22 protein-coding genes and 3 pseudogenes are annotated in these 24,518 nt (G+C 47.9%); 5 read left to right on the forward strand and 20 right to left on the reverse strand.

Going from position 1 to position 24,518, the window contains the following annotated elements:
- Window positions 1-54: 54 nt before the first annotated feature.
- The 3 genes and pseudogenes from ACLJRU_RS03880 to ACLJRU_RS03890 all read right to left on the reverse strand — a co-directional run.
- Window positions 55-1,293, reverse strand: coding sequence for an MFS transporter (locus tag ACLJRU_RS03880; RefSeq protein WP_012543325.1), 1,239 nt, complete (start codon window positions 1,291-1,293; stop codon window positions 55-57).
- Between the two features lie 340 nt (window positions 1,294-1,633).
- Window positions 1,634-1,957, reverse strand: coding sequence for a DUF1889 family protein (locus ACLJRU_RS03885; protein ID WP_001539227.1), 324 nt, complete (start codon window positions 1,955-1,957; stop codon window positions 1,634-1,636).
- Between the two features lie 109 nt (window positions 1,958-2,066).
- Window positions 2,067-2,785, reverse strand: a pseudogene (locus ACLJRU_RS03890) (diol dehydratase reactivase ATPase-like domain-containing protein); the annotation flags it as partial.
- A 1-nt stretch (window position 2,786) separates the two neighbouring features.
- On the opposite strand from ACLJRU_RS03890, the pseudogene ACLJRU_RS03895 reads away from it, so the two are divergent.
- Window positions 2,787-3,566, forward strand: a pseudogene (locus ACLJRU_RS03895) (IS3 family transposase); the annotation flags it as partial.
- A gap of 17 nt (window positions 3,567-3,583) precedes the next feature.
- On the opposite strand, the pseudogene ACLJRU_RS03900 reads toward ACLJRU_RS03895, so the two are convergent.
- Window positions 3,584-3,838 (reverse strand): annotated as a pseudogene (locus ACLJRU_RS03900) (Arm DNA-binding domain-containing protein); the annotation flags it as partial.
- A gap of 411 nt (window positions 3,839-4,249) precedes the next feature.
- Between ACLJRU_RS03900 and ACLJRU_RS03905 the strand changes: the two are divergent.
- The 3 genes from ACLJRU_RS03905 to ACLJRU_RS03915 are packed head-to-tail and all read left to right on the forward strand — an operon-like array spanning window position 4,250 to window position 6,979.
- Window positions 4,250-4,609, forward strand: a complete 360-nt coding sequence (locus ACLJRU_RS03905) for a GtrA family protein (protein WP_023235281.1) — start codon at window positions 4,250-4,252, stop codon at window positions 4,607-4,609.
- Window positions 4,609-5,535, forward strand: coding sequence for a glycosyltransferase family 2 protein (locus tag ACLJRU_RS03910; protein ID WP_038393947.1), 927 nt, complete (start codon window positions 4,609-4,611; stop codon window positions 5,533-5,535). Before ACLJRU_RS03905 ends, ACLJRU_RS03910 begins: the two co-directional genes overlap by 1 nt.
- On the forward strand, window positions 5,525-6,979 hold the full coding sequence (locus ACLJRU_RS03915; RefSeq protein ID WP_038393946.1) for a hypothetical protein: 1,455 nt from the start codon (window positions 5,525-5,527) through the stop codon (window positions 6,977-6,979). The genes ACLJRU_RS03910 and ACLJRU_RS03915 overlap by 11 nt, the downstream gene beginning before the upstream one ends.
- 275 nt (window positions 6,980-7,254) lie before the next feature.
- Here ACLJRU_RS03915 and ACLJRU_RS03920 read toward each other — a convergent pair whose 3' ends face one another.
- Window positions 7,255-9,015 (reverse strand): phage tailspike protein, encoded by a 1,761-nt coding sequence (locus ACLJRU_RS03920; RefSeq protein WP_038393945.1) that lies wholly within the window; start codon window positions 9,013-9,015, stop codon window positions 7,255-7,257.
- Between the two features lie 239 nt (window positions 9,016-9,254).
- Between ACLJRU_RS03920 and ACLJRU_RS03925 the strand changes: the two genes are divergently transcribed.
- On the forward strand, window positions 9,255-9,584 hold the full coding sequence (locus ACLJRU_RS03925; protein WP_001539215.1) for a hypothetical protein: 330 nt from the start codon (window positions 9,255-9,257) through the stop codon (window positions 9,582-9,584).
- Between the two features lie 17 nt (window positions 9,585-9,601).
- Here the strand turns inward: ACLJRU_RS03925 and ACLJRU_RS03930 are convergent, their stop codons facing one another.
- From ACLJRU_RS03930 to ACLJRU_RS04000, 15 genes are all read right to left on the reverse strand, one after another.
- Window positions 9,602-11,515, reverse strand: a complete 1,914-nt coding sequence (locus ACLJRU_RS03930; protein ID WP_001539213.1) for a hypothetical protein — start codon at window positions 11,513-11,515, stop codon at window positions 9,602-9,604.
- The gene (locus ACLJRU_RS03935; protein WP_023235277.1) at window positions 11,515-12,867 is read right to left on the reverse strand and encodes a phage DNA ejection protein; all 1,353 of its coding nucleotides are present in this window, start codon (window positions 12,865-12,867) and stop codon (window positions 11,515-11,517) included. Before ACLJRU_RS03935 ends, ACLJRU_RS03930 begins: the two co-directional genes overlap by 1 nt.
- Window positions 12,868-12,876: 9 nt before the next feature.
- Window positions 12,877-13,566, reverse strand: coding sequence for a hypothetical protein (locus ACLJRU_RS03940; protein ID WP_001539209.1), 690 nt, complete (start codon window positions 13,564-13,566; stop codon window positions 12,877-12,879).
- Between the two features lie 2 nt (window positions 13,567-13,568).
- Complete coding sequence (locus ACLJRU_RS03945; RefSeq protein WP_000627591.1) at window positions 13,569-14,024, reverse strand: DUF2824 family protein; 456 nt, start codon at window positions 14,022-14,024, stop codon at window positions 13,569-13,571.
- A complete protein-coding gene (locus ACLJRU_RS03950) occupies window positions 14,024-14,662 on the reverse strand; it encodes a hypothetical protein (RefSeq protein ID WP_000774921.1) in 639 nt (212 codons plus the stop codon). The genes ACLJRU_RS03945 and ACLJRU_RS03950 overlap by 1 nt, the downstream gene beginning before the upstream one ends.
- Before the next feature lie 3 nt (window positions 14,663-14,665).
- Window positions 14,666-16,084 carry a packaged DNA stabilization protein gp10 gene (locus tag ACLJRU_RS03955; RefSeq protein ID WP_001539206.1) on the reverse strand — a complete coding sequence of 473 codons (1,419 nt, stop codon included), beginning with the start codon at window positions 16,082-16,084 and terminating at the stop codon, window positions 14,666-14,668.
- Window positions 16,085-16,585, reverse strand: coding sequence for a packaged DNA stabilization gp4 family protein (locus ACLJRU_RS03960; protein ID WP_038393944.1), 501 nt, complete (start codon window positions 16,583-16,585; stop codon window positions 16,085-16,087).
- Entirely contained in the window at window positions 16,563-16,799 is a 237-nt protein-coding gene (locus ACLJRU_RS03965; RefSeq protein WP_023235276.1) for a hypothetical protein, read from the reverse strand. The genes ACLJRU_RS03960 and ACLJRU_RS03965 overlap by 23 nt, the downstream gene beginning before the upstream one ends.
- 44 nt (window positions 16,800-16,843) lie before the next feature.
- Complete coding sequence (locus ACLJRU_RS03970; protein WP_023235275.1) at window positions 16,844-18,139, reverse strand: P22 phage major capsid protein family protein; 1,296 nt, start codon at window positions 18,137-18,139, stop codon at window positions 16,844-16,846.
- On the reverse strand, window positions 18,139-19,050 hold the full coding sequence (locus tag ACLJRU_RS03975) for a scaffolding protein (RefSeq protein WP_038393943.1): 912 nt from the start codon (window positions 19,048-19,050) through the stop codon (window positions 18,139-18,141). Before ACLJRU_RS03975 ends, ACLJRU_RS03970 begins: the two co-directional genes overlap by 1 nt.
- Before the next feature lie 13 nt (window positions 19,051-19,063).
- The gene (locus tag ACLJRU_RS03980; RefSeq protein WP_001539196.1) at window positions 19,064-21,229 is read right to left on the reverse strand and encodes a portal protein; all 2,166 of its coding nucleotides are present in this window, start codon (window positions 21,227-21,229) and stop codon (window positions 19,064-19,066) included.
- Window positions 21,230-22,729: a terminase large subunit domain-containing protein gene (locus ACLJRU_RS03985; RefSeq protein ID WP_001539195.1), complete on the reverse strand. Its 1,500-nt coding sequence runs from the start codon at window positions 22,727-22,729 to the stop codon at window positions 21,230-21,232.
- Entirely contained in the window at window positions 22,707-23,195 is a 489-nt protein-coding gene (locus tag ACLJRU_RS03990) for a DNA-packaging protein (RefSeq protein ID WP_023235274.1), read from the reverse strand. Before ACLJRU_RS03990 ends, ACLJRU_RS03985 begins: the two co-directional genes overlap by 23 nt.
- Window positions 23,196-23,230: 35 nt before the next feature.
- The gene (locus ACLJRU_RS03995; protein WP_000807788.1) at window positions 23,231-23,473 is read right to left on the reverse strand and encodes a DUF2560 family protein; all 243 of its coding nucleotides are present in this window, start codon (window positions 23,471-23,473) and stop codon (window positions 23,231-23,233) included.
- 490 nt (window positions 23,474-23,963) lie between these two features.
- Window positions 23,964-24,452 (reverse strand): GIY-YIG nuclease family protein, encoded by a 489-nt coding sequence (locus ACLJRU_RS04000; RefSeq protein ID WP_038393942.1) that lies wholly within the window; start codon window positions 24,450-24,452, stop codon window positions 23,964-23,966.
- Window positions 24,453-24,518 lie beyond the last annotated feature (66 nt).

Here is a 24,518-nt window from a genome sequence, read left to right on the forward strand (position 1 = left end):
GAAAAAATGATGATTCCATTATGGAAAGTATAAAAACACACTTCGTGTCTATAATCAGAAACTCTCCTGAACTGACTGTTTTTTGATTTGCGGTTGTTTCTCATATTTTGCGAAAATAAACCGGCAGATAAATAATCCTATCCCCAGCATCATCAGACATGATGCCGCAATAGCATTCCATCCCTGCCAGGAGAAAAGATACCCGTTTAAATACCCCATTACTGCACCGCCAGAGTAGTAGCAAAGCAGATAAAACGATGTCGCCTGTCCTTTTGCGTTTGGACTCCGTGAACTGACCCAGGCTAATACGGTGGAATGAGCAGAGAAAAATGCGACTGACAGTAAAACGATACCTGAAATGAAAACCCACAGAGAAGGGGCGATTAGCGTGAGAAATGCACCGACCATCATACAGATGATCAGCATACTGAGCGCATTCATCGACCCAATATTCAACGCGACACGGGCAGCATATGGCGCAAGAAAAAAAGTTAATGAGAAGCTAACTGGAATCAAACCTATCCAGGTGTAGCTCAGCTCATAAGGCGGTCGATGCAGGTAAAACGCCAGAAAATTAAAGATGGACGTAAAAGAGCCGAAAAGAATAAATCCAATGACAAAACATAATGATACGCGGATATTCTTAAAATGTTCCAACCCGCCTTTCAACACTGCACCAAGCTGTAGTGAAGGCGTAGGAACAAACTGTCGGGATGTCGGGAGAAACAACTTCACCGCGAGTGCCATAGCAATCAGAACACCACCGAAGATAAAGAAAATCGTATCTATAGATACATGCTCCATCATCAAAGTTGCAAACACACGACCAGACATACTCCCTAGCGAATTGCCAAAAATAAAATATCCAGTAACAATCCCTGCCAAAGCAGGAGAGACTTCTTCACTGATATAGACTGTAACGGCCGCCGTAATACCACTTACTGCAATGCCGAGCAAAGCGCGGTATACCACCAGCATCGGCCATGATGATGCAGTTGCGCACAATAGAGTTAAAATACCTCCTGCCAGCAACGAATAAAAAATGATTGGCTTTCGCCCAAAACGGTCAGATAACGTGCCGCTAAATAACATGGCTAATGCCAGAAACCCCACCTCAGCAGATAAAATCATCCCTACCTGATTCAATGGGATATTATAAACCTCACTTAACTTTGGTAATAAAGCCTGGATTGAATATAAAGAAGCTAACTCTGCCAAACCCGCCAGAGGTAATATCATTAAAATAGGCAAGTACTTACCTATTGTCTCTTCAATATTATTTTTCATACACAATGTTCCGTAAAAGATCCTGATTACCATCTGCCTGTTTGCCAACAAACATCCGTGTATACAATATTTATCTTTTACGTTTACAGAATTGACAGCGTTCACATTTTATTTTTCTTAATAGAGACGAAATGGAATCAAGTGTTTTATGAAATGTAGATCATCTAAGAATGACGCGGTAATGGCAACGTAGTAAGTTATGAACTATATATTTATTCAATAAATATATAGACATTAATTTGACGAAAAGAAATGAATCGGCAGTCCAAAACTGTCACTGGCAACCCTTCTGGACGCCGCCATCCTTAGATGGAAACGTCCGTTAGCGTTTTATTCGATAGTCAGCTCACACGAGTTCTTTGAGCTGCTCCTGCATATAGGTCGAAAAATACTCTGGGTTTTTGATAAGGATGCGGTTACCGGAGGCGACTTTTTCTGCCCATCCGGCCACTTTTTTCGTGAACTCAGGATTCCATCCCTCCTGCTCACCCCGTGCCACCACAACTTCCGGGCTTACTGGCACGCCTAAATCATGCAAATACTTTAAAATTCCCTTAGCGGTACTTTCATCCATTGAATGGGGTACTGACGCCGATGTGTTCATACCACCAATAAAATCCAAGGCTTTCTCAATTGCTGTTGGCATGCTCTTATCCTTAAAATTAACCACGTGAGAGACACCTTGATACTATGTACCCAACCCCGCCGGGATATCAAAGAGAACATCGCCTTTCTTTGACTTACCCCGCAGCTAAACGCTTGCGCGGCTGTTTTCTGCACTATTTTTTGGCTTCTCCGGCTAAAACCAGCCCGGTCGCTACCGCATTGCGCGGGCCTTCAGTACCACAGATATTACCCTGCCCGGCGACAACGCCGTACTGCGCCAGCGCATCGGTGATCATCTGCGGAATTTCAAAATCCAGCGATGAGCCACCTACCAGCACCACAAAAGTGATATCGCGAATCGAGCCGCCGGGCGAGACCTGACGTAACGCGCGCAGACAGTTGGTCACAAAGACTTTCTCTTTGGCCTGACGGCGCACCAGACGAATCTTCTCCAGCGAGGTCTGGTTATCGACCGGGATCAGCTCGCCCTCTTTCAGATACACCACTTTGGCAAATACTGACGGGCTAAGCGGTTCACGAAAAAACTCCACCGCGCCGTTCTCGTGGCGAATGCTGAACAGGCTCTCCACTTTGGCCAGCGGGTATTTCCTCTGCCAAAAACGGATCGCTTAAGCCAAGCTCCGTTTGAATCAACAGGCTGACCATATTCCCCGCCCCGGCAAGGTGTACCGCCTTCACTACGCCATCGTTATTGATAATGGCGGCATCGGTGGATCCTGCGCCTAAATCGAGGATCGCCAGCGGAGCGTCGCATCCAGGCGTCGTTAACGCGCCAGCCACAGCCATGTTGGCTTCCACACCACCGACTTCAACTGGCTGGGGTATTTAACCGGGCGCTTAGCTCGCTGGCGATAGCCTGCATCTGTAAGCGGTACGTCTGGCATCAGCGTCGTCATCAGATAAACCGGCGTCAGCGGTTCCACCTTGTCTGTGATAACGTCTTCCGGGAAGCATTCAGTGACGCAAAACAACGCTATGGTGCGCCACGCCTGACGGATGAGCTTCGTGCTCAGGGTTACCAGTTCAACGTGAAAACCGTGGCGGCCAGCCTGCGTCGGCAGGGGCTGCGGGCGAAAGCCTCGCGCCGGTTCCGTCCGGTCAGTTACCGCAAACATGGTCTGCCAGTCTCAGAGAATCTGCTGAAGCAGGACTTTTACGCCAGCGGCCCGAATCAGAAGTGGGTGGGTGACATCACGTATCTTCGCACTGGTGAAGGCTGGCTTTATCTGGCCGTGGTTATCGATCTGTGGTCGCGGTCAGTCATTGGCTGGTCGATGTCTTCGCGGATGACAGCACAGCTTGCCTGCGATGCGTTACAGATGGCGCTGTGGCGGCGTAAATGTCCGGAAAATGTCATCGTGCATACAGACAGAGGCGGTCAGTACTGTTCAACGGATTATCAGAGCTTACTGAAACGCCATAATCTGCGGGGAAGTATGAGCGCCAGAGGTTGTTGTTACGACAATGCCTGTGCGGAAAGCTTCTTCCATACGCTGAAGGTGGAATGTATCCACGGAGAGGACTTTGTCAGCCGGGAAATAATGCGGACAGCAGTGTTTAATTATATTGAGTGTGATTACAATCGGTGGCGTCGTCACAGTGCCTGTGGCGGTCTCAGTCCGGAACAATTTGAAAACCAGAGCCTCGCTTAGGGTTGTGCCCATATTACGCGGGTAGGATCACAGCTCTTTCCTTCTGCCACAAGTTTTCGGGCATCATCACGACGAGAACTGGCATCTGCAAGTGTGATCGTCGGATACACACCCAGCGAGATCATTTTTGGCTTACCGGCAAAACGATAACGGAACCGCCAGCTCTTGCTTCCATTAGGTTCAATTAGCAATGACAACCCTTGCCCATCTCCGAGTGTATAGGCTTTAGTTTCAGGCTTAGCGCGGCGAATCTGCATATCGTTTAAAGGCATGTGTATAGGAATCCAAGACCGAACAGGAACATATACACAATCCTATATACATTCAGTGTCGGATTCTACTGGATGGTTACGGACGGTGATGGACAAAAAAGCAATAAAGTCGTTATTAATCAGTGTATTTATGGATGAATACGGACGTTTGAGGAACTTGATATGGTGCCGATAATAGGAGTCGAACCTACGACCTTCGCATTACGAATTATAAGAACTACCTTTTAAGTCAACAACATACCGCGTCATACCTGCGCTCACACGTCCCATCTTCGAAATACATGCAAAGCCTTGCAAACCGATGCAAAGCTTTGTGTGTCCCACTTTGGTCTCACCAGTCAACATCACAGGTCGATCTAGCGCTGTTCAAATGCTAAACTCCCTGCCTCCAAGGACTCATAGTTGTTTACAATGCTAAAGTTATTCGCTAAGTACACATCGATAGGCATCCTGAACACGCTCATACATTGGGTTGTTTTTGCAGTATGCCTCTATGGTTTGCATACAAATCAGGCGCTGGCGAACTTTGCCGGGTTCGTAATTGCTGTTTCGTTCAGCTTCTTTGCAAACGCCAGATTCACATTCAACGCATCAACCACAACTATGCGTTATATGCTATATATTGGTTTCATGGGAACATTGAGTGCTACCGTTGGATGGGTTGCAGATAAATCCGCATTTCCACCAATCATTACTCTTATCACTTTCTCCCTCATCAGCCTGATATGCGGATTCATTTATTCAAAGTTCATTGTCTTTAGGGATACGTAATGAAAATCTCGTTAGTCGTTCCGGTCTTCAATGAAGAAGCCACGATACCTATTTTCTATAAAACGGTTCGCGAGTTTGAAGAACTCAAGCCGTATGAAGTTGAGATAGTTTTCATCAATGACGGAAGCAAAGATGCTACTGAGTCACTTATTAATGCTCTGGCAGTATCCGATCCGCTTGTCGTTCCGCTTTCTTTCACACGTAATTTCGGCAAAGAACCAGCACTATTCGCCGGGCTTGACCACGCAACTGGTGACGCAGTAATTCCGATTGACGTAGATTTGCAAGACCCTATTGAGGTAATCCCGCGCCTCATAGATAAGTGGCAGTCTGGTGCAGATATGGTTCTGGCAAAGCGTTCTGACCGCTCAACGGATGGACAACTGAAACGCAAAACGGCTGAGTGGTTTTATAAGCTGCATAATAAAATCAGCAATCCGAAAATTGAAGAGAACGTCGGTGATTTCCGGTTAATGAGCCGTGAGGTTATCGAAAATATTAAATTAATGCCCGAACGCAACTTGTTCATGAAGGGGGTGCTCAGTTGGGTTGGCGGAAAAACGGATGTTGTTAAATATGCCCGTGCCGAACGCGTGGCCGGTGATTCGAAATTCAACGGCTGGAAATTATGGAATCTGGCGCTCGAAGGGATTACCAGCTTCTCAACTTTCCCTCTCCGCATCTGGACGTATATCGGGTTAGCTGTCGCAGGTGTTGCATTTCTGTATGGTGCCTGGATAATATTCGACACTCTGGCGTTCGGTAACGCCGTGCGGGGATACCCGTCACTTCTGGTGTCGATACTGTTCCTTGGTGGCATCCAGCTAATCGGCATCGGTGTGCTCGGCGAGTATATCGGAAGAATTTACATTGAAACCAAAGCAAGACCTAAATATATTTTGAAGGGGAAGAACAGTGTTAAATAAAAACACGGTGGCTTTATATTCGATATTTTCGTTATGTGTTTTCGCATTATGCCTTTATATATCCTTCAATAACCCCGTTACATCTGACGGAGCATCTTTATTTTTAGAAGCAAAGGATATGGCTGCTGGAAACATTCTGCTACGAGGATGGACTCTTTCTACTGTATCGTTTTATTTTACTGAAGCTATATGGTATGCGATGGTGATCAGGATTTTTGGTGACAGCATATACCTGATGTATGTGTTACCAGCCACATTTTATACGATTGCTATTGTGTTGGCCTTTGCATTATCACGTACAGATGGGAAAAGAAAATGGTCAATCGCAGCGCTAATTCCATGCGTAATCATATCCTCTCCTCTGGCATCAACCATGACTTTGGAGACGTGTGTACACGTTGGAACTATCATATTTGCTCTGGTTTGCCTAAATGCGCTTAAGTGTGATAGGCATACAACCATTAAACAGACATGCGTTGCGACTCTCACTGCTGCATCTGTATTCAGCGACTCGATATTCAACTACTATATAACTATACCGATAGCCCTGGCTTTTGCTGTGAATGTATTATTAAACAGGGACTTCAGCAAGTGGCGATATGTAGTTGCAGTTATTATTGGTGTTTTCATAGCAAAGTTACTTGCTATAATAGCAAATCATTTTGGTTTACTAAACGCGCCAGGGACACAACCGCCAGCATTTGTTAGCTACGATAATATTCCGTCCAACCTGAATCTTTTCATTGTTGGTATCATCCAGTATTTCGACGCCTTCATTTTTGGAAAGCAGTTGTCTGCAAGCAATGCGATGATATTCGGCAGATTTGCAGTGATGATGCTTTGGTTGGTTCTTTTAGTTGTAGCTATCAGAAACAGATTCAAAGAGACTTTTGTTGATACTGTATTGGCAATTTCTTCGGTATTACTTCCAGTCGCATATGTGGCAAGTAACATGCCTGTAGACCTCGGAACTACAAGGTATCTGGTTTTCTCTTTTATTACTGGGTCTGCTTTAATTGCTCGTTATCTCAATTCAAAAGCAGATCAAAGACTCTTTGCATTTGCTTCAACAATTATATTGATTGTTGTTTTTGCCCCAAGCGGAAGATACGAACTACCTAATTCTAGGGTACAAGACATTAGTAGCTTTGTGCGTGATAATAACCTCGGTGATGGCTACGGCACATACTGGGTTGCGTCTGGTGTCACTCTTTTCAAAAACGGGGATGTAAGGCCAATTACGTTTACTGAAGAAAACAAAGCTGTTAGGTTAAACTGGCTGTCAAATAAAGAATGGTATGGATTTAAATCAAGGTATATCGTCACAGAGTTCAAGCATGATGTAAGTAAGATATTACATCAGTTCGGTTCCGACGCAACAGTTAAAGAAATAGACGGAGCGTATATCATTTATTATAAAGATAAAAGAGTTACTATCCAGTAAAAAAGGCGCGAAAGCGCCTTAATCATTCGTCATAAAAAGACATCTATTTTTGTCTGTTATCAAATTCAGAATGAGCCCAGATCACAATCATGATTACCGACACTGCTGCATTCGTCAAGGTGAATGGTTGCCATGAAAAAAGGTATGACAAGAGGTTTACAGCACTTAGTAATGCCGCAAAACGAACCAAATATTGTATTAGTAAAGCCATATATGCCCCCGCTATAGTGGGGGCATTGTACACAATTAATAGCAATACTCAAAAGGAATAATAATTATGAAATGATATTCATCCCTTCTTGCTTGTTAGACGCTGAGTTAACGTATTGACTTGATGCGTTTCCGGTGCATACGTTGCCATACGAAACTATGCGATCTCCCTCGATATGAATTCCCTCTTCCTGTGCTGTCGTGAGCGAACCTAGTGGAGTTCCACAACAGGTATTGCCAGACACAGTGAGTTTGCTGCTTATCCCTGCGTCACTCTGGATGCTAATGCCTCTATTTTTGTTGTCGTTGCAGTTGTTGTTAGAAATCGTTCCAAAATTGCATACTTCAACTGATATACCGTGAGTTCCATTAAAATACACGCTGTTCTCTACAACATTTATATCATTACACCTAATGAGCACTACTCCTGGCTGATTAAGAACCCTTCCTGAGCTGACCCAATTGTTAGATATATCAGGGTATACCACATCGCGCATAATGACCCCTGAGGAATCATTTGAATCAATGTCACATCCAGTTACCTTCTGAACTCCAAATTCTACATTTGGATAAGCGTCTTCGTCCTTGTAATGCAAGAGACCAGAATCACGATTGTAATATACAATACAATCCCTGAACCATACAGAAGGAAGGCCAATAGTTCTGGCCCCTACTCCAGCGCTTCGTGATATAAAGCATTTGTGGAATATTACCCATGTACCAATTGTTCCCTGAGGATCGACTTTCGGTGTATTAAGAAGATTCTCTCCTCCTAATGATCCAGAGAATTCACAGGAATCAATAAACCAGTTTGAAACACCATCAAACCATGAACCAATCCCACCATGGAATCGACAATCCCGCATATTGCCGTTCGTGGTGAAGTAAGTATGGAATGGGCGATGCCCGTCTACAGGATAAACATTAACGCCTTCCCACGAGATACCGTCAATTCTACCATCCCACTGTTCATTACGTGAGCAGTGAACAATAAAGTCTGTTGCCTCTGAATCGTTAATTTCGTACAGATTGGTTGAATTACCGCGCACAATATACGTATCTGTAAGGGTAAAAAATTTCGTATAAATATCACCAGCCGGAAAGATAAGCGCCCCCGTAGCCGCAGCGGCTAAAATATACGCCTTATTATCAAACGCACTCCCGGCGTTCGGCACAACACCAAACTCAGTGGCATCACCCGGACCAGTGATACGTTTCCACGCATACGTAGAGCCAACCGCAATAGTGCCACCATCGTCCGTTAAGCCAGTTTTATCGACGCACTGAAATACGCCAGCACCATAACCCTGATGCTCTGTATGCCAGCCTGTGAGTAGGGCGTAATCGCCTATCTCATTTGAATTATCATCACGCATTTCCTGGAATGATTTGAATTTTAATTCTAGCTTGTTCAATGTGTCATATACGTTACTGTCTTTATACCCTACTTTTTTAGATCCATCCGGCTCAGCCAGTTCTTGTCGGAACTGATCTGGGTCATACTTCAATACGTTAGCAATATAATCAACCTGAGAACCATAGGCATCATAGATAGCCATGCTATGACCCTGAACGGTGACAATTTTCACCAGTTGACCGTTGTATACGATTTTACCGGCTGAGTTGATAATTAGCGGCTGAGCAATCTGGACGTGAGATCCATCCTCATTTTCAATGTATACGGGTATCTGATTGGCAGGATTAACAGGATCGGTATCAATCTTACCAATGTAAATTTTCCCATCAGCAACAGCTTTAAACGAGCGGGATTCAGTGAAGATTGGACGAGGGTTAGAAACAACTACGTTGGCAGTGATATCTGACATTTACTGTGCTCCTGGTGCAATGAATCGCCACAGTGTGGCTACGGTGAATTTTGGGCATAAAAAACCCAGACTGAGCTGGGTCGTTGCATTGGTTATCTGTCAGTAGTGATGTAATGAAGGAGGTAATTCTTTATTCTTCAACCTTATCCATGCGGAAATAACGTTCTATCACCCACAGCTTGCTTTGCTCCCCCTTGCGCGTACCTCATGGTATCCTGCACAAAACTAAGGAGGTTGGCGTGTTAGAAATAATAGTATTCGTTCTTGGTATAGCCTGTTGCGCACTCTATGCAGAGTTAGTTTCCCTCAAGAAAAAGGTTAAGGCATTAGATCACCAATATGAAATTGATGCAAAAATTGAGCGATTAACGGAAGAGAATACACACTTAAAAAATTCCATAAGGATACTAACTGATGACAACTACAAACTGTCCAATGCACTGGCTAAGTGGGAAATAGTAAGTTATGAAAGAATGACGGACATGATTTTTTCGTCTTATATGGCTACAAAATCTCCTGAAACATCAGGAAAAGGAATAATTGCAGCTATTGAAAAGAGAATTAAATAGCCATCCATGGCGTTTAATCACTGCTGTGTTGCCTGGTTAGCCAGTAGCGGCCTTACGGCCGTAGCAGCCTGATTCAGTGCTCGCTCATATGCAGGCGTACCCGGCTTGGTGTTAGCCAGCCTGAGTAGCATATTTCTTACTGGCTTGCTCTCATACACCCTCATTGCCAGGCCATACCCGGCTTCTGCTGCGAGTGACTTCCCTAAAGTAGGTATTGCCGCGCCTAACCTTACCGGATTTGCCAGCGCCTGCCCTGTCTGTGTGACAACATTTGCCGAGTCGGACCTGGCTGTTTGTCTCAGCACATCATGAAGCGCATCAAGTTCCTTAATGTGGCGGCCGCTGAAAATGGTGTTGTAAATCTCACCTCCTGATTGCGCTTTTAATTTGTTTACTTCGGTTATGAACTTAGCTGGAGAATCGCCAGTTTTTTCAGCAATCTTGCTGATGTATGCAGCTCGCATCGCATCCTTGCCTTTGCCATCCAGGGCGCTCCATATGCGTTTCACGTCTGAAGGTTTCCTGCTGTATACGACGCTATTAATTAGCTCAGGAGTAGCTTCATTGCTGGCCTTGTTGAGTTTGTTTGCGATGTTCTTGTTCAGAACCTTGTTATAGACATTTGCATAATCTGAATTGGCTTTCAGATATGCTGCCGCGTCCGACGCGCCAAGGCTTTTCCCAACGGCGTTTCGCAAATCACGACTCATTGCGTTCTCCACCATGATAGTGGCTGCCTTGGCCTGATTAGGGAATACCATCGAGTCCCCCTGAACGTTAGAGCGAAACGCCGTTCTGTGCTGACGCAGAAGGTCAAATGTCATATCCAGATCGGTTGCCGGGTTGATGATTTCATCACGAAGGCTGCGCAAAGAAGACAAGAGGTTCTTATTTGCTGAAGAACCGAGCCTTTCTTGTCTTGCAATTGCTGTATTCAGCGCATTCATCGTGTTAGAGGTATCAATCGCTGCGTTTCCCATCTTGTTTGTAACATCGTTGATAACCGCCCCGGCTGCATCCTTTCTTCCTTTCAGCGTTCTGGTTAGGGACTGCACAACATCATCAGGATTGTATTCTCCAAAGCGGTCCAGATAATTACTTATCAGTTTGCTGCGGGTAGCGTATTGCTCTGCTCTCTTGCTGCCAGTGCCAAGGATTGCCCCTTCACCACCCTGAACCAACCCCTTTCCAAGGGCTCCCATTTCGTTAACCGGGCGTGCAATATCCGATGTCATGGGGGTTATACCCATGCTTTCTGCGGTATTGATTAGTTGCTTTGCTTCTGGCGCAATCGTTCCTTTTACTGCAGTTATGCCCCGCCCAATCCCTTTTGCTACAGCAGATAAAGCTCCCTGAGCGCCAAGGTTGATGGCGGCGTTCTTTGCAACGTTACCAGCAAAATCACCTTGCTGATTAGCGGCCTCAGCGACTGAACCGATAGCCATATTCCCCGCCACGCCAGCGCCGGGAACAAGATATCCACCAATTGTTTCGCCCGCCTGTGCGTAATGGTCTGTTGGGCGATCAACTGGGCGATATACGTCATCCAGCACTTTCGGGCCGCCTAAACCCTGGCTGATTGCATTAATCAGGCTGGCTCCGCCCTGCAATACATCAAACGGGATATTTACGAGCCCACGCCCAGCCTGCTCTGCAATCTGTCCTGCTGACTGGCCGCCAGTGAGGAAGTCGCCAGCCCGTTGCATCAGGGATTGCTCAGGCTGCTGTGGTTCTTCCTGCTGTGATGATTGTTGCTGAGTTGTCGGCACCGGATACGCAGCATAGAAAGCCTGTTTAGCCTGCTCAGCCTGATCGCCTGCCTGAGGTGCAACCACTTCATTGAAGTATTGCTCCTGAGCCTGTGCCTTCTGTTCTGGTTCCAATGCCTGATATTGCTGAGAGGCAATAACGTCTTTCCATGCCTTAGCCATTAATCACCCCATAGTGAAGAGAAGTTGCTGTTGGATGCAGGCTGTGATACCTGTGCAGGTTGAGATTGCTGTCGCTGAGATTTACCAACATTAACGTTATATTGTTGGTTGTAATTGTTGGTGTATTCCTGAATCTCACGAATCGACTGCTGCATAGCCTCCGGGCTTGAATAATCAACCTGCGGCATCCCCTGAAAATACATCTTCGCTTCTGCAACGGTGTTAATACCACTAGCCCCCATGTCCCTTGCTGCCGCCACACCCTGATTCTGCATTCTGCCCTGAATACGTTGTGCTGAGTTATATAACTGGCGCTGCTCTTTTCCTGTTAATCGGCTGCGAACATCAGCACCAATTGCCGGGTTACCTGCACCGCCTGTCATTCCTGTCATGAAATCGAGAGCAGAAGCGTCTGCATTTGCGATCGCGTCGATATCCTTCTTCATGGCATAGTTTTGTGCTGATGCAGACGATGTTGCAGGCGCTGCGATTGAACTGGCAGGAACGCGAACCATATTCCCCTCGTTGTCGATGCCTTCGTAGAACGCATTAGCCCCAGCGCCGTGAAGCTTCCCGCCTACCGTTACAGTTCTGCCATCTGATAACTGAACTGTACGCTCATCATTCCCAGCGATTCCTCTTGTTGACTCTCGCTGCATTGCCAAATCCTGACCTCGTCGCGCAGTAGAAGCAGATAAGTCCTGACCGCGCATCGTGATGTTCTGACCTCGTGCTGTTAGCGCCTCTCCTGCCTGATTGCTGCGGATTGTCTCTGCCAGTCTGCCTCGGTCAATCTCGCGACCTGTCAACTTGTCCTGAATATCAAAATACTTTTCTGGTCCTACCGCGTGCATCCCAATAAGGTCTGTTAACTGCGTGAAGCCTTCAGGGCTTTGTTGATATGTCTGCCACGCCTGTTCAGGAGATACGCCAATTTGCTGCAGCGTATTCTGGTGAGTGGCAAGCTCTCGTATCACCGCTTCTGGCCCCTGAGCGGCGGCAATGTTCAATCGTGCAGACATATCTCCCATTGCCTGATTGCGATCAGCATCAACAAACCCCATGCCCTGACGAATTGTTTCAATCTGGTCTGGATTGGTGGCTGCAAGTTGACGCAAGGCGTCGCGATCACCTGCCGCATAAGCCTGACCGAAAGCTTTTTGAAAGTCAGAAAGCCTCTGAGCAGCCTCATTCTGCTGTATTGCCTGGCCAACTGCGCCAAGCCCCTGAGCAAGTTGAACTCCAACGTTTGGGCGCTGGCTAAAGTCGTAGTTTGATAGTGATGGCTGCCCGGGCGCGTTTTGGTTTGCCACCTGCATTGATGGCAGTCCGGCGAGTTGAAATGTAGCCACGATAACTCCTTAGAAGAGTGAGCCAAGCAATCCGATACCAGCACCGATACCAGCGCCCCATGGCGTGGAAGTACCTAACAGGCTTGCAATACCAGCACCTGCAAGCGCACCACTCGTACCGCCGCTAATGGCACTTCCAAGCGTGGATTGACCAGAACCCTGAGAGCGGATAGCCGCCATCTGTTGTGCAAGATTACCTGCGTTATTTGCATAGTTCTGTCCTGCCGATGCCTGGCCTGCTGCCGCAGACTGACCAATGTTTAACAGGTTGCCATAGTTTTGCATCTGTCCGGAAAGCCAGTTTTGCCCAAGCGTTGGTGCAATGGCCGCCAGTTGGTTTGATGTCGCAGTCGAGCCAAGTCCACCTGTCGCCTCGGCGGCATTAAGGCTTTGATAGCTAGCCTGATCAGCCAATTGTTTATACTGGCCTGAGTTGTAATACTGATTGAGAGCGCTGTTCTGGCCTTCCAGCGTTGATAGCTGCTGAATCTGCTGGAGAGCCGGCAAACCTGCGGCGGCGTAAGGTGCCAACTGTTCCATCACACGATTGAATTGTTGGTTTTGCAGGTCTGCGGCGTACTGTGTTGCTCTTGCGGCCTCTTTTGCCCCGCTGCTTGATGAGCCGCCTTTACCGCCTTTTTCAGGATAATAAGGTTCCTCACCGCGCAGTTTCCTGCCCAGCTTAAATGCATATAACATGGCTATCTCCCGTGATTCAGGAAGTCGATTAGTTCTTCGCGTGTGGCGCTGTAAAACGTCACGTCATCTACGCCTTTGAAGTATTTCTTAATGGTTCCCACACGCTTAAGGCCAATCATTGCGCAGTACATCTGACCGTGGCGAAATTTGCGTGCAGCAAATGATGTAACGCACTGAACGGTGGTATTGGTGAGAATATATCTCCAGAACGCCAGGCCGATTTCCTTGCTGAAGCCGCGAATCTCAGGCAGGTACATGGCGTGGCAGTCAAAGGTCAGCGGCTGAATCTCGTTGTAATACACGATGCCACCGAACTGACCATGTACGTTCACTTCGAAATAGCGGCACTCAGGCTTGTAGTCGTATCCGTCACCGTTGTTGCTCCCGGCGATGATGTCGGGATGGTTGCCGACCATTTCTATCAGGTCGATATTGCGTGTTGGAATGAATGTAATCATTAATCAATCAACCCATGTGCACGCAAGGCGTCTTCCAAAGCCTTAGTGCGCCGGCGCTCAGTAATTAGAGCATTGGCTATAGCCTGGATTTCAGATTGCGTGTAAGTATCGCTAACGGCGAATGTCAGGTCAGCATCGAATACGCCTTTATTCGCCGTACCTGTTGCCGCGGTCCATCCAGTCTGGCGAGCGCCAACAACTTTTGTACCGTTAACAAAATAACTTCCTGATACGTTAATGGATGAGGCAAGAGTTTGAGTTCCTGTTCTGCTGAGTGAAACATAATCAACGATTATATCTGATACCTTACCGTCGATATCCTGAACTTTTATTTTCAGACCATTAACATCATTCTCTATTTCAAGAAGCTTTACTTTTATTCCTGAAATATCCTCTTCTGTTTTTGTAATTCTTTTTTCGTGCTCATCAAGAATTACATCCTGCTCATCATTTCTGACCTGCGCATCATAAGCACCTCCTCCTGCCTGATTTGCCTTTTCTGCAATGGAGCCAACATCAGTACCCTGATTTATGACATACAGAAGGTAAGACCGACTGAATATGTTGCGAGGGAGAATAGATGCATCAATGCGTGTAGCCTGAACCACGACAGGCTTATTAAGTGACGGGTCTGCCATATGTTACTCCAGACGAATTTGACACCCGGATAGTGTTACAGGTGATTTGGTGATTACCCGCAGCTTGAATCCGATTAATCGACGAATACGACCTACACGCTTCCATAAAACTCTCTTGTCGTACACAAACGGCTCATTCTGCTCAATCATCTGTTCGCGACCGTAATTGATTCCGTCTGTGGTTGCAGACAGGAACAGGCGGTCAGCGTACTGCGCAACGCCTGTCGAGGATTCAACTTCCAGATCGAAGCATCTGGCGTTATCCGCTTTGAACAGCGGAGTAAACAGCAGATGTTCCTGTTGCTTGTCGTACTGGCTGCTGATATCGAATTGCAATTTCCCGGTCACGGACTCCAGCTTATCGCCGCACGTTATCTGATTGCCTTCGTAAATGAAGTCGATAGCGCGGTACACATCGTCATACAGGCCTGTTTTCAGCACACACCATTGCGGACCATTGGAGCTTGAAGATGCGTCGTACACGAGAACATGGCGCGCAAGATGGATAATCAGCAACTCATGCGCATCAAATCGCAGAGACTCCATCACGCCATCAGCCAGTTCATCAGCAGTGTAGGAGCGTAGTATTTTCTCAATGCTCGCGCTGGCGATTGGTGACACCTGACCGGAGCCGATGATGTATACAGACGGCGCGCCTGTTGCCGGATTGCTGATGAACGCATACGAATCAGCGAATGGCGTTTTACAGTAAGTCCCGGCAATGCCTTTCTGCACCATCAGTGATGGCTGTGCGACATACAAAGCGGCACCAACGGTGGTTGCCCCAGTCAGGGAAAAATATTCAATCGTCGATGAACCAAAGCAGACGATGAAGTCTCGCCATGTTCCGATGCCGAGGATACCGTCCGGCTGCGATTCTGCGCGATATTGTGCGCTGTAACGGTCAGGATGCGATTCGTCTTCAAGGTCAGTGATAAACCATGAATCCGTGCCGTCTTTTGACCACGCATAACGCCCACGTAAGCGTGTAATGTCGCGGACTGAACCTAACTCATACTGAGTGAATCCGCTGTCTGCAGGCCAGTTTGAGACGGTTTTGACCGTGCCATCATAACGATACTCGACCAGTTGACCATTAACACCTACCGCCTGTGATGTCCGACCATGCGCCATTGATACGCGACCACTTCCGGCAACATCACCGACTTCACTTTCTCCTTTGTAGAGCTTGCCACCACACACGCGATAAACAGCATTCTGCGCCATGTTGTACTCGACTCCGCGCGATACACCGTTCACATCAGAACGTTTGGCAATGCCAGGGAATGAGCGAAGATATCCGCTGCTGTTGAGGATTTCTTTGGGTGTAGCCAGCATATTCACTGGCAGATAGTCGATATAGTCGGCATTTCGAAAGTCTTTGCCGACACCTTTCATAAGCGGAAGTTGCTGAATCGGCATTTATTCGCTCCCGTTATCGCAAGGTTCCTTCCAGTGGAAGTAATTCCAACCATTCCACTTCGCCAACTGGTTACCACTACCAACAGGCATACGGTTTGGATAACCGGAATTACATTTAGCGGCTTTTGCTCTGTCCATTGCAGACAGTTTGACGAGTCGCTCTTTCCCGTATCTGGCAGTAGTTATAAGTTTTGCAGGCGCTTCCAGCGCATAATCCGGAGCAATGCGGCAGGCAAGGTTGAAAATGACGGCATTGATAGCGTTATTTGATAAACCGTGCTCATCGCCCGGATCTGGAGCGACATCTGCATCAGCGAAAATGTAGCCAACGTTGATGCCAGGTGACGCATCACCGCCAAGCCATTCAGCCATCATCATTTCAAGGTCGTTGACGCTGTCTTCCATAGACTGCGGTTCGACATCGGTTAACGTGGCATTTGATGCCACACCGAGCTTACGTAATGCCGCAAGAACTAAATCACCCTTCGTTGTCAGGTTCATCTGCTGCCGCCTTAGGTTTTCGACCAGGCTTTTTACGCTGCTTTTCTTCTGGCTCTGGATCTGGCTCTGCAACGTCCTTCAGAAGGTCATCGGGATGTGCAAACCAACCAGCATCCAGATATTCCTGAATCTCTTCGGCTTTCACGATTTCAAAGTCGTATCCAACGCCTTTCCACTTCTTCATGTCGCCATGACGAAAGATCATGTGTGTCATGCTTGTCTCCAGATAAAAAAGGGAGCAGAAGCTCCCTCTGGTTATCACGCAGTCTGGTTAGGCAGACCAACACCAATTGCCTCTGGTCGTACAGCACATGCTGAATACCACACAGCAATACGGCACTTACCAGACAGAGTGTTGATATCACCCTGCGTTGCGAAGATGCCGTTAACACCAATGCTAGGAATGCTGAAGGAAGACGTTTTCATACCAGCAAACAGTTCATGGGTTACCGGGATCGGCTGAGACAGCAGACGGATTGAGTCATCAGCCCAGAACACGTTAGCGGTGGTTGTTGCCACGTTCAGAACGTTTACCGGAGTGGTATCAGCAAGAGATGTGTTTACGTTAGCGTAAGCCTTCTCTTCTTTTGTCAGTGACGCGTCATCCAGTGCAATCGGTTTCGGCGTGATTTCGATGTGAGTACCATCGATCACACGGGTGATTGAGAAAGTAGCATCATCAGTCAGCACGTTCTTCGCCATCTGAGACAGGAATTTCACACCAGTGAAACTGATTTTGTCGCCGCGCTTAAATCCGGTGGTGGTGGATACGGTCACCGTTGCAACACGGTTGTCGACGTTCTCTTTGTTACCATCGGTATCAAGGGTGTATGCCTGCGGCTTAAACTTCTGCGCACCAGAAACAGTTACACCAGTAGCGGTTGACTTGGTAACTGCCGGAAGTTTCGGTGAGCGAAGAATTTCATCAAAGCCAGCAATCTGACGCTGAATAGTACCGTTGCGATACGCTTCTTCAGGAACGCGACCGAAGATGTCACCATCTACCAGGTTGCGGCCTGCTTTGCGGTAATCGTCAGGGTTCAGGAAGTAACTGATGCCCATATCGCGGTTTAACTCACGGGAGAACATCAGGCGCTCTGCATCAGACACAAAATCCCAGCCAGACAGGCCAGTAGATGGACCAATTGCGCGGGTATCGTGAACAACAAGCGAGCCCATTTCAGTTGCCTGTTTGGCAATCGCTGACTCAATGTTATTCGCCAGTTTTTTGGCGGATGCCTGGATGCGTCGACGGTAAGAACGCTCATCACGCAGGTCATCTGCACGAAGCTCGAAGAAATCGTTATCCGGATCGCCCATGTTGCATTTCACGGAGAGTTCCAGAATCCCGGTTGCGTTGCCAGTTAAATCCCAGCCAGTCTGGGTTGGCGCTTCCTGCTCAACAGGCATCCACACGGTGTTGCTTGAACGTTGCATGGATTCTGCCGGAGGGGTGTATTTTGTCACTTTGGACGCCATTGGCGTCAGGTTCTGGACGGTTTCGATGATTTCATCCAGAGCATACGTGACCAGTTGACCTTCATTTAATGCCATTATCGAATTCCTTTATTCAGTTGCGCCTTGAGCTTGCGGTACGTCTCTACATCCCCTTTGTTTGCTGCCGCCTCCATCTGCTTTTCAATCGCAGAGATATTTGCAGCAACAGCGTGTCCCTGAATGGGTTCATCAGGTAACGGGGCTTCTGAAACAGGCTTGGCTCTAGGCTTGAGAGTTAAACGTTCTGACAGTCGAGTGAGTTCAATCAGCGCGGATTGCCCGTCCATCGCCAGCAACTGGCGTGTTTTCTCAGGATTAGCACCAAGGTGATACATGAGAGCGGCGGATTTCTCCGGGAAGAGGCACATGATGTCGGCACCGACTGCTGGCGGCACCAGTTGCATGAATGCATCCTCTTTCTCCTGATAGTCAGGGATATTGAGCTTTTCCGCTGCATCGTAGTGCTTACGGGCAGCCTCGACGTATTGCGCTGATTGCTGGGTGAACTCCTGAGTTTTGCGACCCTGCTCGGCGACAGCCTGGCTTCGTGCGTCCATAGCCTTGATCTGCCATTCACTGTTTGCCTGCTGGAAGGCAAACAGTGCGCGGCTCTGGTCATAGTCGTACTTAGCCAGTGCATCTTCGGAAAGATAATCGTTAGGGTCTGGTTGTTTTGGTAACTCAGGGTTCACCCGCAGGTGCTCCGGCAACTCTCCACGCTTAACCGCTTCCATCTGCTGCTCAAGCTCACGCTGGCGTTTGCGTTCGATGCGGCGACGGGCAAATTCAGCATTAGTTGCCGGGTCTTGTTTTGGTTTCTCATCGTCTTTCAGGACAATCTCGAAGCCTTCTTCCTGACCTGCGTTGTCGTTGGCATTATCGACAACTAAGCCATCAGCAGATGCCGCTGCATGATTGCCGGTCAGGGTTAATTCTTCAGAAGACTGAATGTCGGTGGTTTGGTCCATGATTAACTCTCTCTTATTGAGGTGTCTCGGCTACTCCGCCGGAGGGGATTTGAACTTGACGCATAAGATTCGCGAAATCCATGCGTTGTGAATGAGTCTGGTCTGCATCTTTAAGAAGCAGCTCAGCGTTAGCACGAGCATCTTTGCTGCGCTGTTGCTGGAATTGACCTACGAGCTTGAGGTACTCACGCAGTTCTGCCTGCTTGTCGAGGTCCATATTGTTGAAGATTTCTGCAATCTTCGCGGCGTTGAGTTGGTTTTGGGCTTCAACCTTGGCGGCTTCAACCTGAATCTGCGCCTGTTGGTTCTCTGCCTTGAGCAATTCAGCCTGACCTTGCAGAAGGATACCCTGCGCCTGAATTTGCTCTGCTGATGGCTGCTGCGGCTGCTGTTGCGCCTGTTGTACCATCTCCATCTCTTCAGGTGTTTCTGGTTTCTTCAGCCCCATCATCACCAGTTGCTTGTTCGCGTACTCTCGCATCATCTCGACGCCTTTACCGTCAAGCAGCGTGAAGTATTGCAGCATCAGCATCTGGAACTCTGGAGTACCTTGCGGAACCTTGGTGAGTAACTCCTGAATCTCTGCGCGGTTCTGTTCCTTCATGCTCTGGAAGGATGGCCCAACGTCCGTATAGCACTCATAGCGACCACGAATGTCGTTGAGTGTGACCACATTGCCGGACTGGTAATCGACAACTTGCGCATAGAGTTGAACGTCTTTCTCGCTTCCATCTTCGAGTGTCAGCGTTACATGACGAGGAACGTCATAAATATCGTTGACCATTGAGGCATAAATCTCGCCATCACGTCGCATTGCGGTAGCCAGGTTATCCTGAAACACGTATGTCTCAAGGTCTGCCCGCATGTTCAGTTGATTGACGGTATCGAAAGCGACCTGAGAGTTTGCTGCCTGCGTATCCACACCAAGACTAGCCACTTCTTTCACTGCGTTGGTGGCAGCTTCAAGCATGTAAGCGTTGGCTTGCGGCACTTCAGGGTTTTCCATGTAGGAGATTGGACCAATCGGCAGGTCGTTACCGTTTTCATCAGTCCTGTTCTGGAGATAGTACGGATAGTCATCATTTCCACCGTACATGTATTCGTAGCCTTCGATTTGCTCAGGGAAGAAGGTCGGTTTCTTCTTCGGTGAACGAGCAACAATATCGGCGTTGAACGACATGATCATGTTACGAAGGCGTTGACCGTCTTTCGTCAGCCTTACCACTCCTTCGTAGCACTCCTTGTCACCAGCGAATGACCATTCGCCATACACTGGAACGATTGGAATATGCTCTCCGGCTATCTTCTCGCGGTCTTTCAGTATCTGCGTGCAGGTGATGATCGACTTATACACACGCCGACGCTTCACCTTACGCTCTGCTACCTTAATGAATCCACGATTAGCCAGGTCGTCGATGACGTCTTTGATATCCTGCTGGTAATAGCTGACCGGCTCACCTGTCAGCGGGTCGCGGTAGATGAAGACCCTCTCCTTCTTCTCTTCTACCTCGTAATACTCAGCGACGTAGACGACATCATTCGACACCCACGGGAATAGCCATGTATCGTTAGGATTCTGGAAAGATGGCAAGGTGTCCGGATCAATACCGTAATCCTCTGCGAACTCTTTCCAGCCATTGCGTGACAAAGCGTTAATCACCGTGCAGTGCTTAGCGTCGCTCTTATCCATCTGCTTGCTGTTGGCGTCCCATATGACGTGTGAGCAGGCTTCATGGATTGGCAGGCGTCTGATTACCTGATTGTTGCTTGTTGGATCGTTGTCTTCGTACTGTGTGACCAGACGCCATGCACCAACGCCGGACTCTATCTGCTCACGAACGCCAACGTTAACGGCAATTTTTGCCGTGTTATGGCGCATATCGGTACGATACATTCCCATCAACACATCGGCAGCATCAGGATTAGCGCCGTCTTTTGGTCGGAAGAGAACGTCGATAGGGTTCCGGCGCATCTCTGCGACCAGTTTCCTGACCACCGGGCGAACAACATCGAATTGTCCGCGATATTGCAGGGTGGTGTAGTTTGATAGCCAGTCATCCCATTGCGACACTCGGCTAAAATACAGGTCATTTGTCGCCTCGGTTCTGGCTTCATCGCTCGCCATCCAGTCCGCGTCAAACTTGCACAGAATGGAATTGAGTCTGTTTTCGTCGGCCATTTAAGTTCTCCGTGCGATGGGCCTGATTGGGGCTGGTATCTTTTTCTCTTTTGGTTTTTTGATGTCGCGCATCATTTTGGCGAAGCGGCGCATCATGTATGCATAGCGAACGGCGGAGAGCACGTCGTCGTTAAGCTTGACGATTTTCCCGTTTTCATCACGGTGATAGAGGCGAAACTCCTCAAAGAATGGCTCACAGGTGTTGAATACTTTGAAGCGACCATCAAGCATCATGTCGCGCAATTCAGTGATGCCAGGCTCAACAGCATTACCGCCATCAGGCCATGTCGCATGCTCCTGCAACATCATAAAACCAGCTTCCGCGTACTGCCCTTTAAGCTGCTCACCGCCACCCTTCTCGTGCTGGTTTCCGTCATGAGGCCATGCAGTTGGCACTTTATGCGCCCATGATTTAACGGCTCCCCACGCCTGAACGGCTGTTTTTTCTTTCGCCTTCCACACGCGTGAAACGTAGATTGTGTCTGCGTCCTTATCCCACCAAAGCTGAACCTGCGCCTGCGGGTGATCCCATCCGAAATCCATCCCGCCAATTACGTAGAAGTGATCAGGACACTCGAACGGCTGACACTTAATCGTCTCTTCCGGTATCTGGAATATTCGACCGCTACCCATCGTAGGAATACCGCGAGCACGCGCCTCTCTCTCATGCTCAGGATAGGATGCGATGATTTGCTCTTTCTGCTCGTCGGTGTAGTGCTCAGCGTCATAGATGGTCATGTTGACCACTTTCTGCGACTTACTGGGATTCTTCAGGAACTTGGTAACAACGTCAGACATCCCCATCAGCGGGGTAAACGTCAGAATTGAGAATTGCCCGTATTTGTTTGTACGGGTAAGACCTTCGCCATAGATGCTATATGGCGGCTCTTCGTCAAACCAGACGCCGTGAATTGTGTCGCCCTGCCAGCGGGCGCGGCCCTGTGAGTAAGGCTTAAAGTAGCATATTGAGATGCCATCTTCGACGCCTTCTGGCGTGTGGTGCTTAACAAGAAGGTGATCAACAAGATTAGGGAAGAACGGAGACTTCTTCCAGCTAATGATGTCCTCTTTCGGGATTGACCCATAGCCAGGTTCATCATTCTCTTCGATACGCCCGCACAGGATGCGTTGAGTCGTTTTGGTTACAGTCTCGTTTGTTTCACCGCCAATCCAGAAGACAACTGGCTCATAGAAACGCTTACCTTTCCACTCTCCGCCATATTTACCATCAGCCGGATAACCTTTCGTTCCCGGGTATCGCCCGGTAAGGTGAAACGCGACTTCAGCAGCGCCAGTAAATGACTTACCAAGCTGGTTACCAGCCATAAAACATCGCTCTGGATAGTCATGACCTGCGTCGATGAACTCACGCTGTTTGCTGTATGGCGTAAACTCATATAGCAAGTGTGTATTTCGGTAGTTCTCTTCTTCTTCGAGTAGCTCGAGCAATTCGATTTGCTCTTCGTCGCTCAGGTTATCAAGAATCGCGTCCAGTTCCACGGTTGAATAGCTCCTTGATACGAGAGCGGCGCTTATCGCGATCTCCCTTATCAGGTGTCACGTCCTCAACTTGCGACTGCTCTTTGAGGCCCAAATCACGGGCGATGATGTTAGCGTTGAGAAGGTCAGCGGCTGCGCCGGAGAATTTTTGGTCGTAGATGATTTGCTCTGCTCGCGTAACGACTTCAGATAAATCTTCTCTCAGGCGATATGTGCGCCATGTTTCAAGCGTCACATCAATGAACAGAGTGAGGCCAGTAATGGTCATCGCTCGCATCTTGGCGATAGGCTCTTGTATCACTTCACCCTGATACGAGAACGCCTTCATCTCCCATAGCGGGTTAGCTTCCACCCACTCGAAGTATTCACAACAAGCAGCCCACAGCGCCTCAGGCGATTCGAATTTAGGGTTTCGCCCATGACTACTGCGGGCCTCCCAAAATCGGTTGCCCTTTGGTGCTGCCATATTCATCTCACTTATTTGTTATTTCAGGTTGAGCATCATGCTCCGGTAGTGAACAGGTCTAACGCTTCCTTCGATTTACGCACCGCTTCGATTGTGCGGGTCGTGATATCTGAATTAGCGCCACCTGACTGGAAGTGAATTTTGAATAGCTCAAGCTTCAGCTCGTCAGTGCCAATGAATTGAAATGCTTCTTCTGCGGCTGCGTTCTGGTTCATGACCAGTTTGTAAATCTCTAACTGGAATTTCTGTTCTTCAGTCATGGGAATAATCTCTGCCATTGTTGGCTCCGTTTATCCGTTAAAAGGGATATCAGTTAAGTTATCCCGTGTGGGGTATAAGCCATTATCAAAGCCACTCAGTAAGGAATGGCTTTTGTGATGGCATCACTTACTCTTTACGCTGCTATCCCACTCATCCCGGAATTTTGATGGGTTATTGAAACCTTCTGCTGACATAACAACTCCTTCAATGTTTGGCTGGAATTAGGATGTCTTTCCATCAGTCCGCCACCACAAAGAATCTTTTTTGCCATCAGGCAGGAGGTTCATCTTTCAGTGGCTGCCAGTGTTATTTCCCCACTTTCTGGCTTGGGTTGTTTCGCTGTACTGCCGTAACTGGTGGTGCACAGATTTAGTTAAATCTGTTCTCGCCTGAACTATCTTTTACATACCCGGATTGTGGGGATGTAAATCACGGTTTCATTATCAAGCCCACCCGTAGATGGGCTTTGTAATGAAGAGTTGTTATGAAAATTGCTCTAAACAAGCATTAATAGCCATCAGAAGTAAGCTCTACAGATTTCAATCCCTCAATGTCATCCTTGGACAGGGCGAACCATTCACCGTGCTTTCTCTTTGCGGCAAATTTGCGATGAAGCATGTTTTCAGTTTCTCTTCCACCAGGGATCAGGCACTCAAGCTTCAAACAGTCTGGTCCAGAGTTGCCAAGCGATTTGATGCGTTGTGGAATGTTGGATGAATACCCAATTTTGGTTAGCCCAGTTTTCTTCGATGACAAAACGTATACCTGAGGAGGTTCTTTTCTCTGGTCTTCCATTACACGTCTCATTGTTGCCATAAGTCCGCCGTGCATCAGCATTTCAACAAAGAACGCTGACCGAACACCTGACGACTTAAGCATGCCAGAAAATTCACTTGCCAATTCCATTAACTCTGCGATGTTTTCAGGAACTTTTTGGCAGTTATCTTCCTTGTATAAGGAAATCATTCTTTGAAGCTTTTCTTCTAATTGGTTCATAGCGTCTTTACCTTTTAGAAAGTGAGCCTGTCTCACAGAAAAGCCGCCCCGAGATGGTCGCCACCA

The sequence above is a fragment of the Salmonella sp. SAL00653 genome (assembly GCF_046552515.1).
Classification (GTDB): domain Bacteria; phylum Pseudomonadota; class Gammaproteobacteria; order Enterobacterales; family Enterobacteriaceae; genus Salmonella; species Salmonella enterica.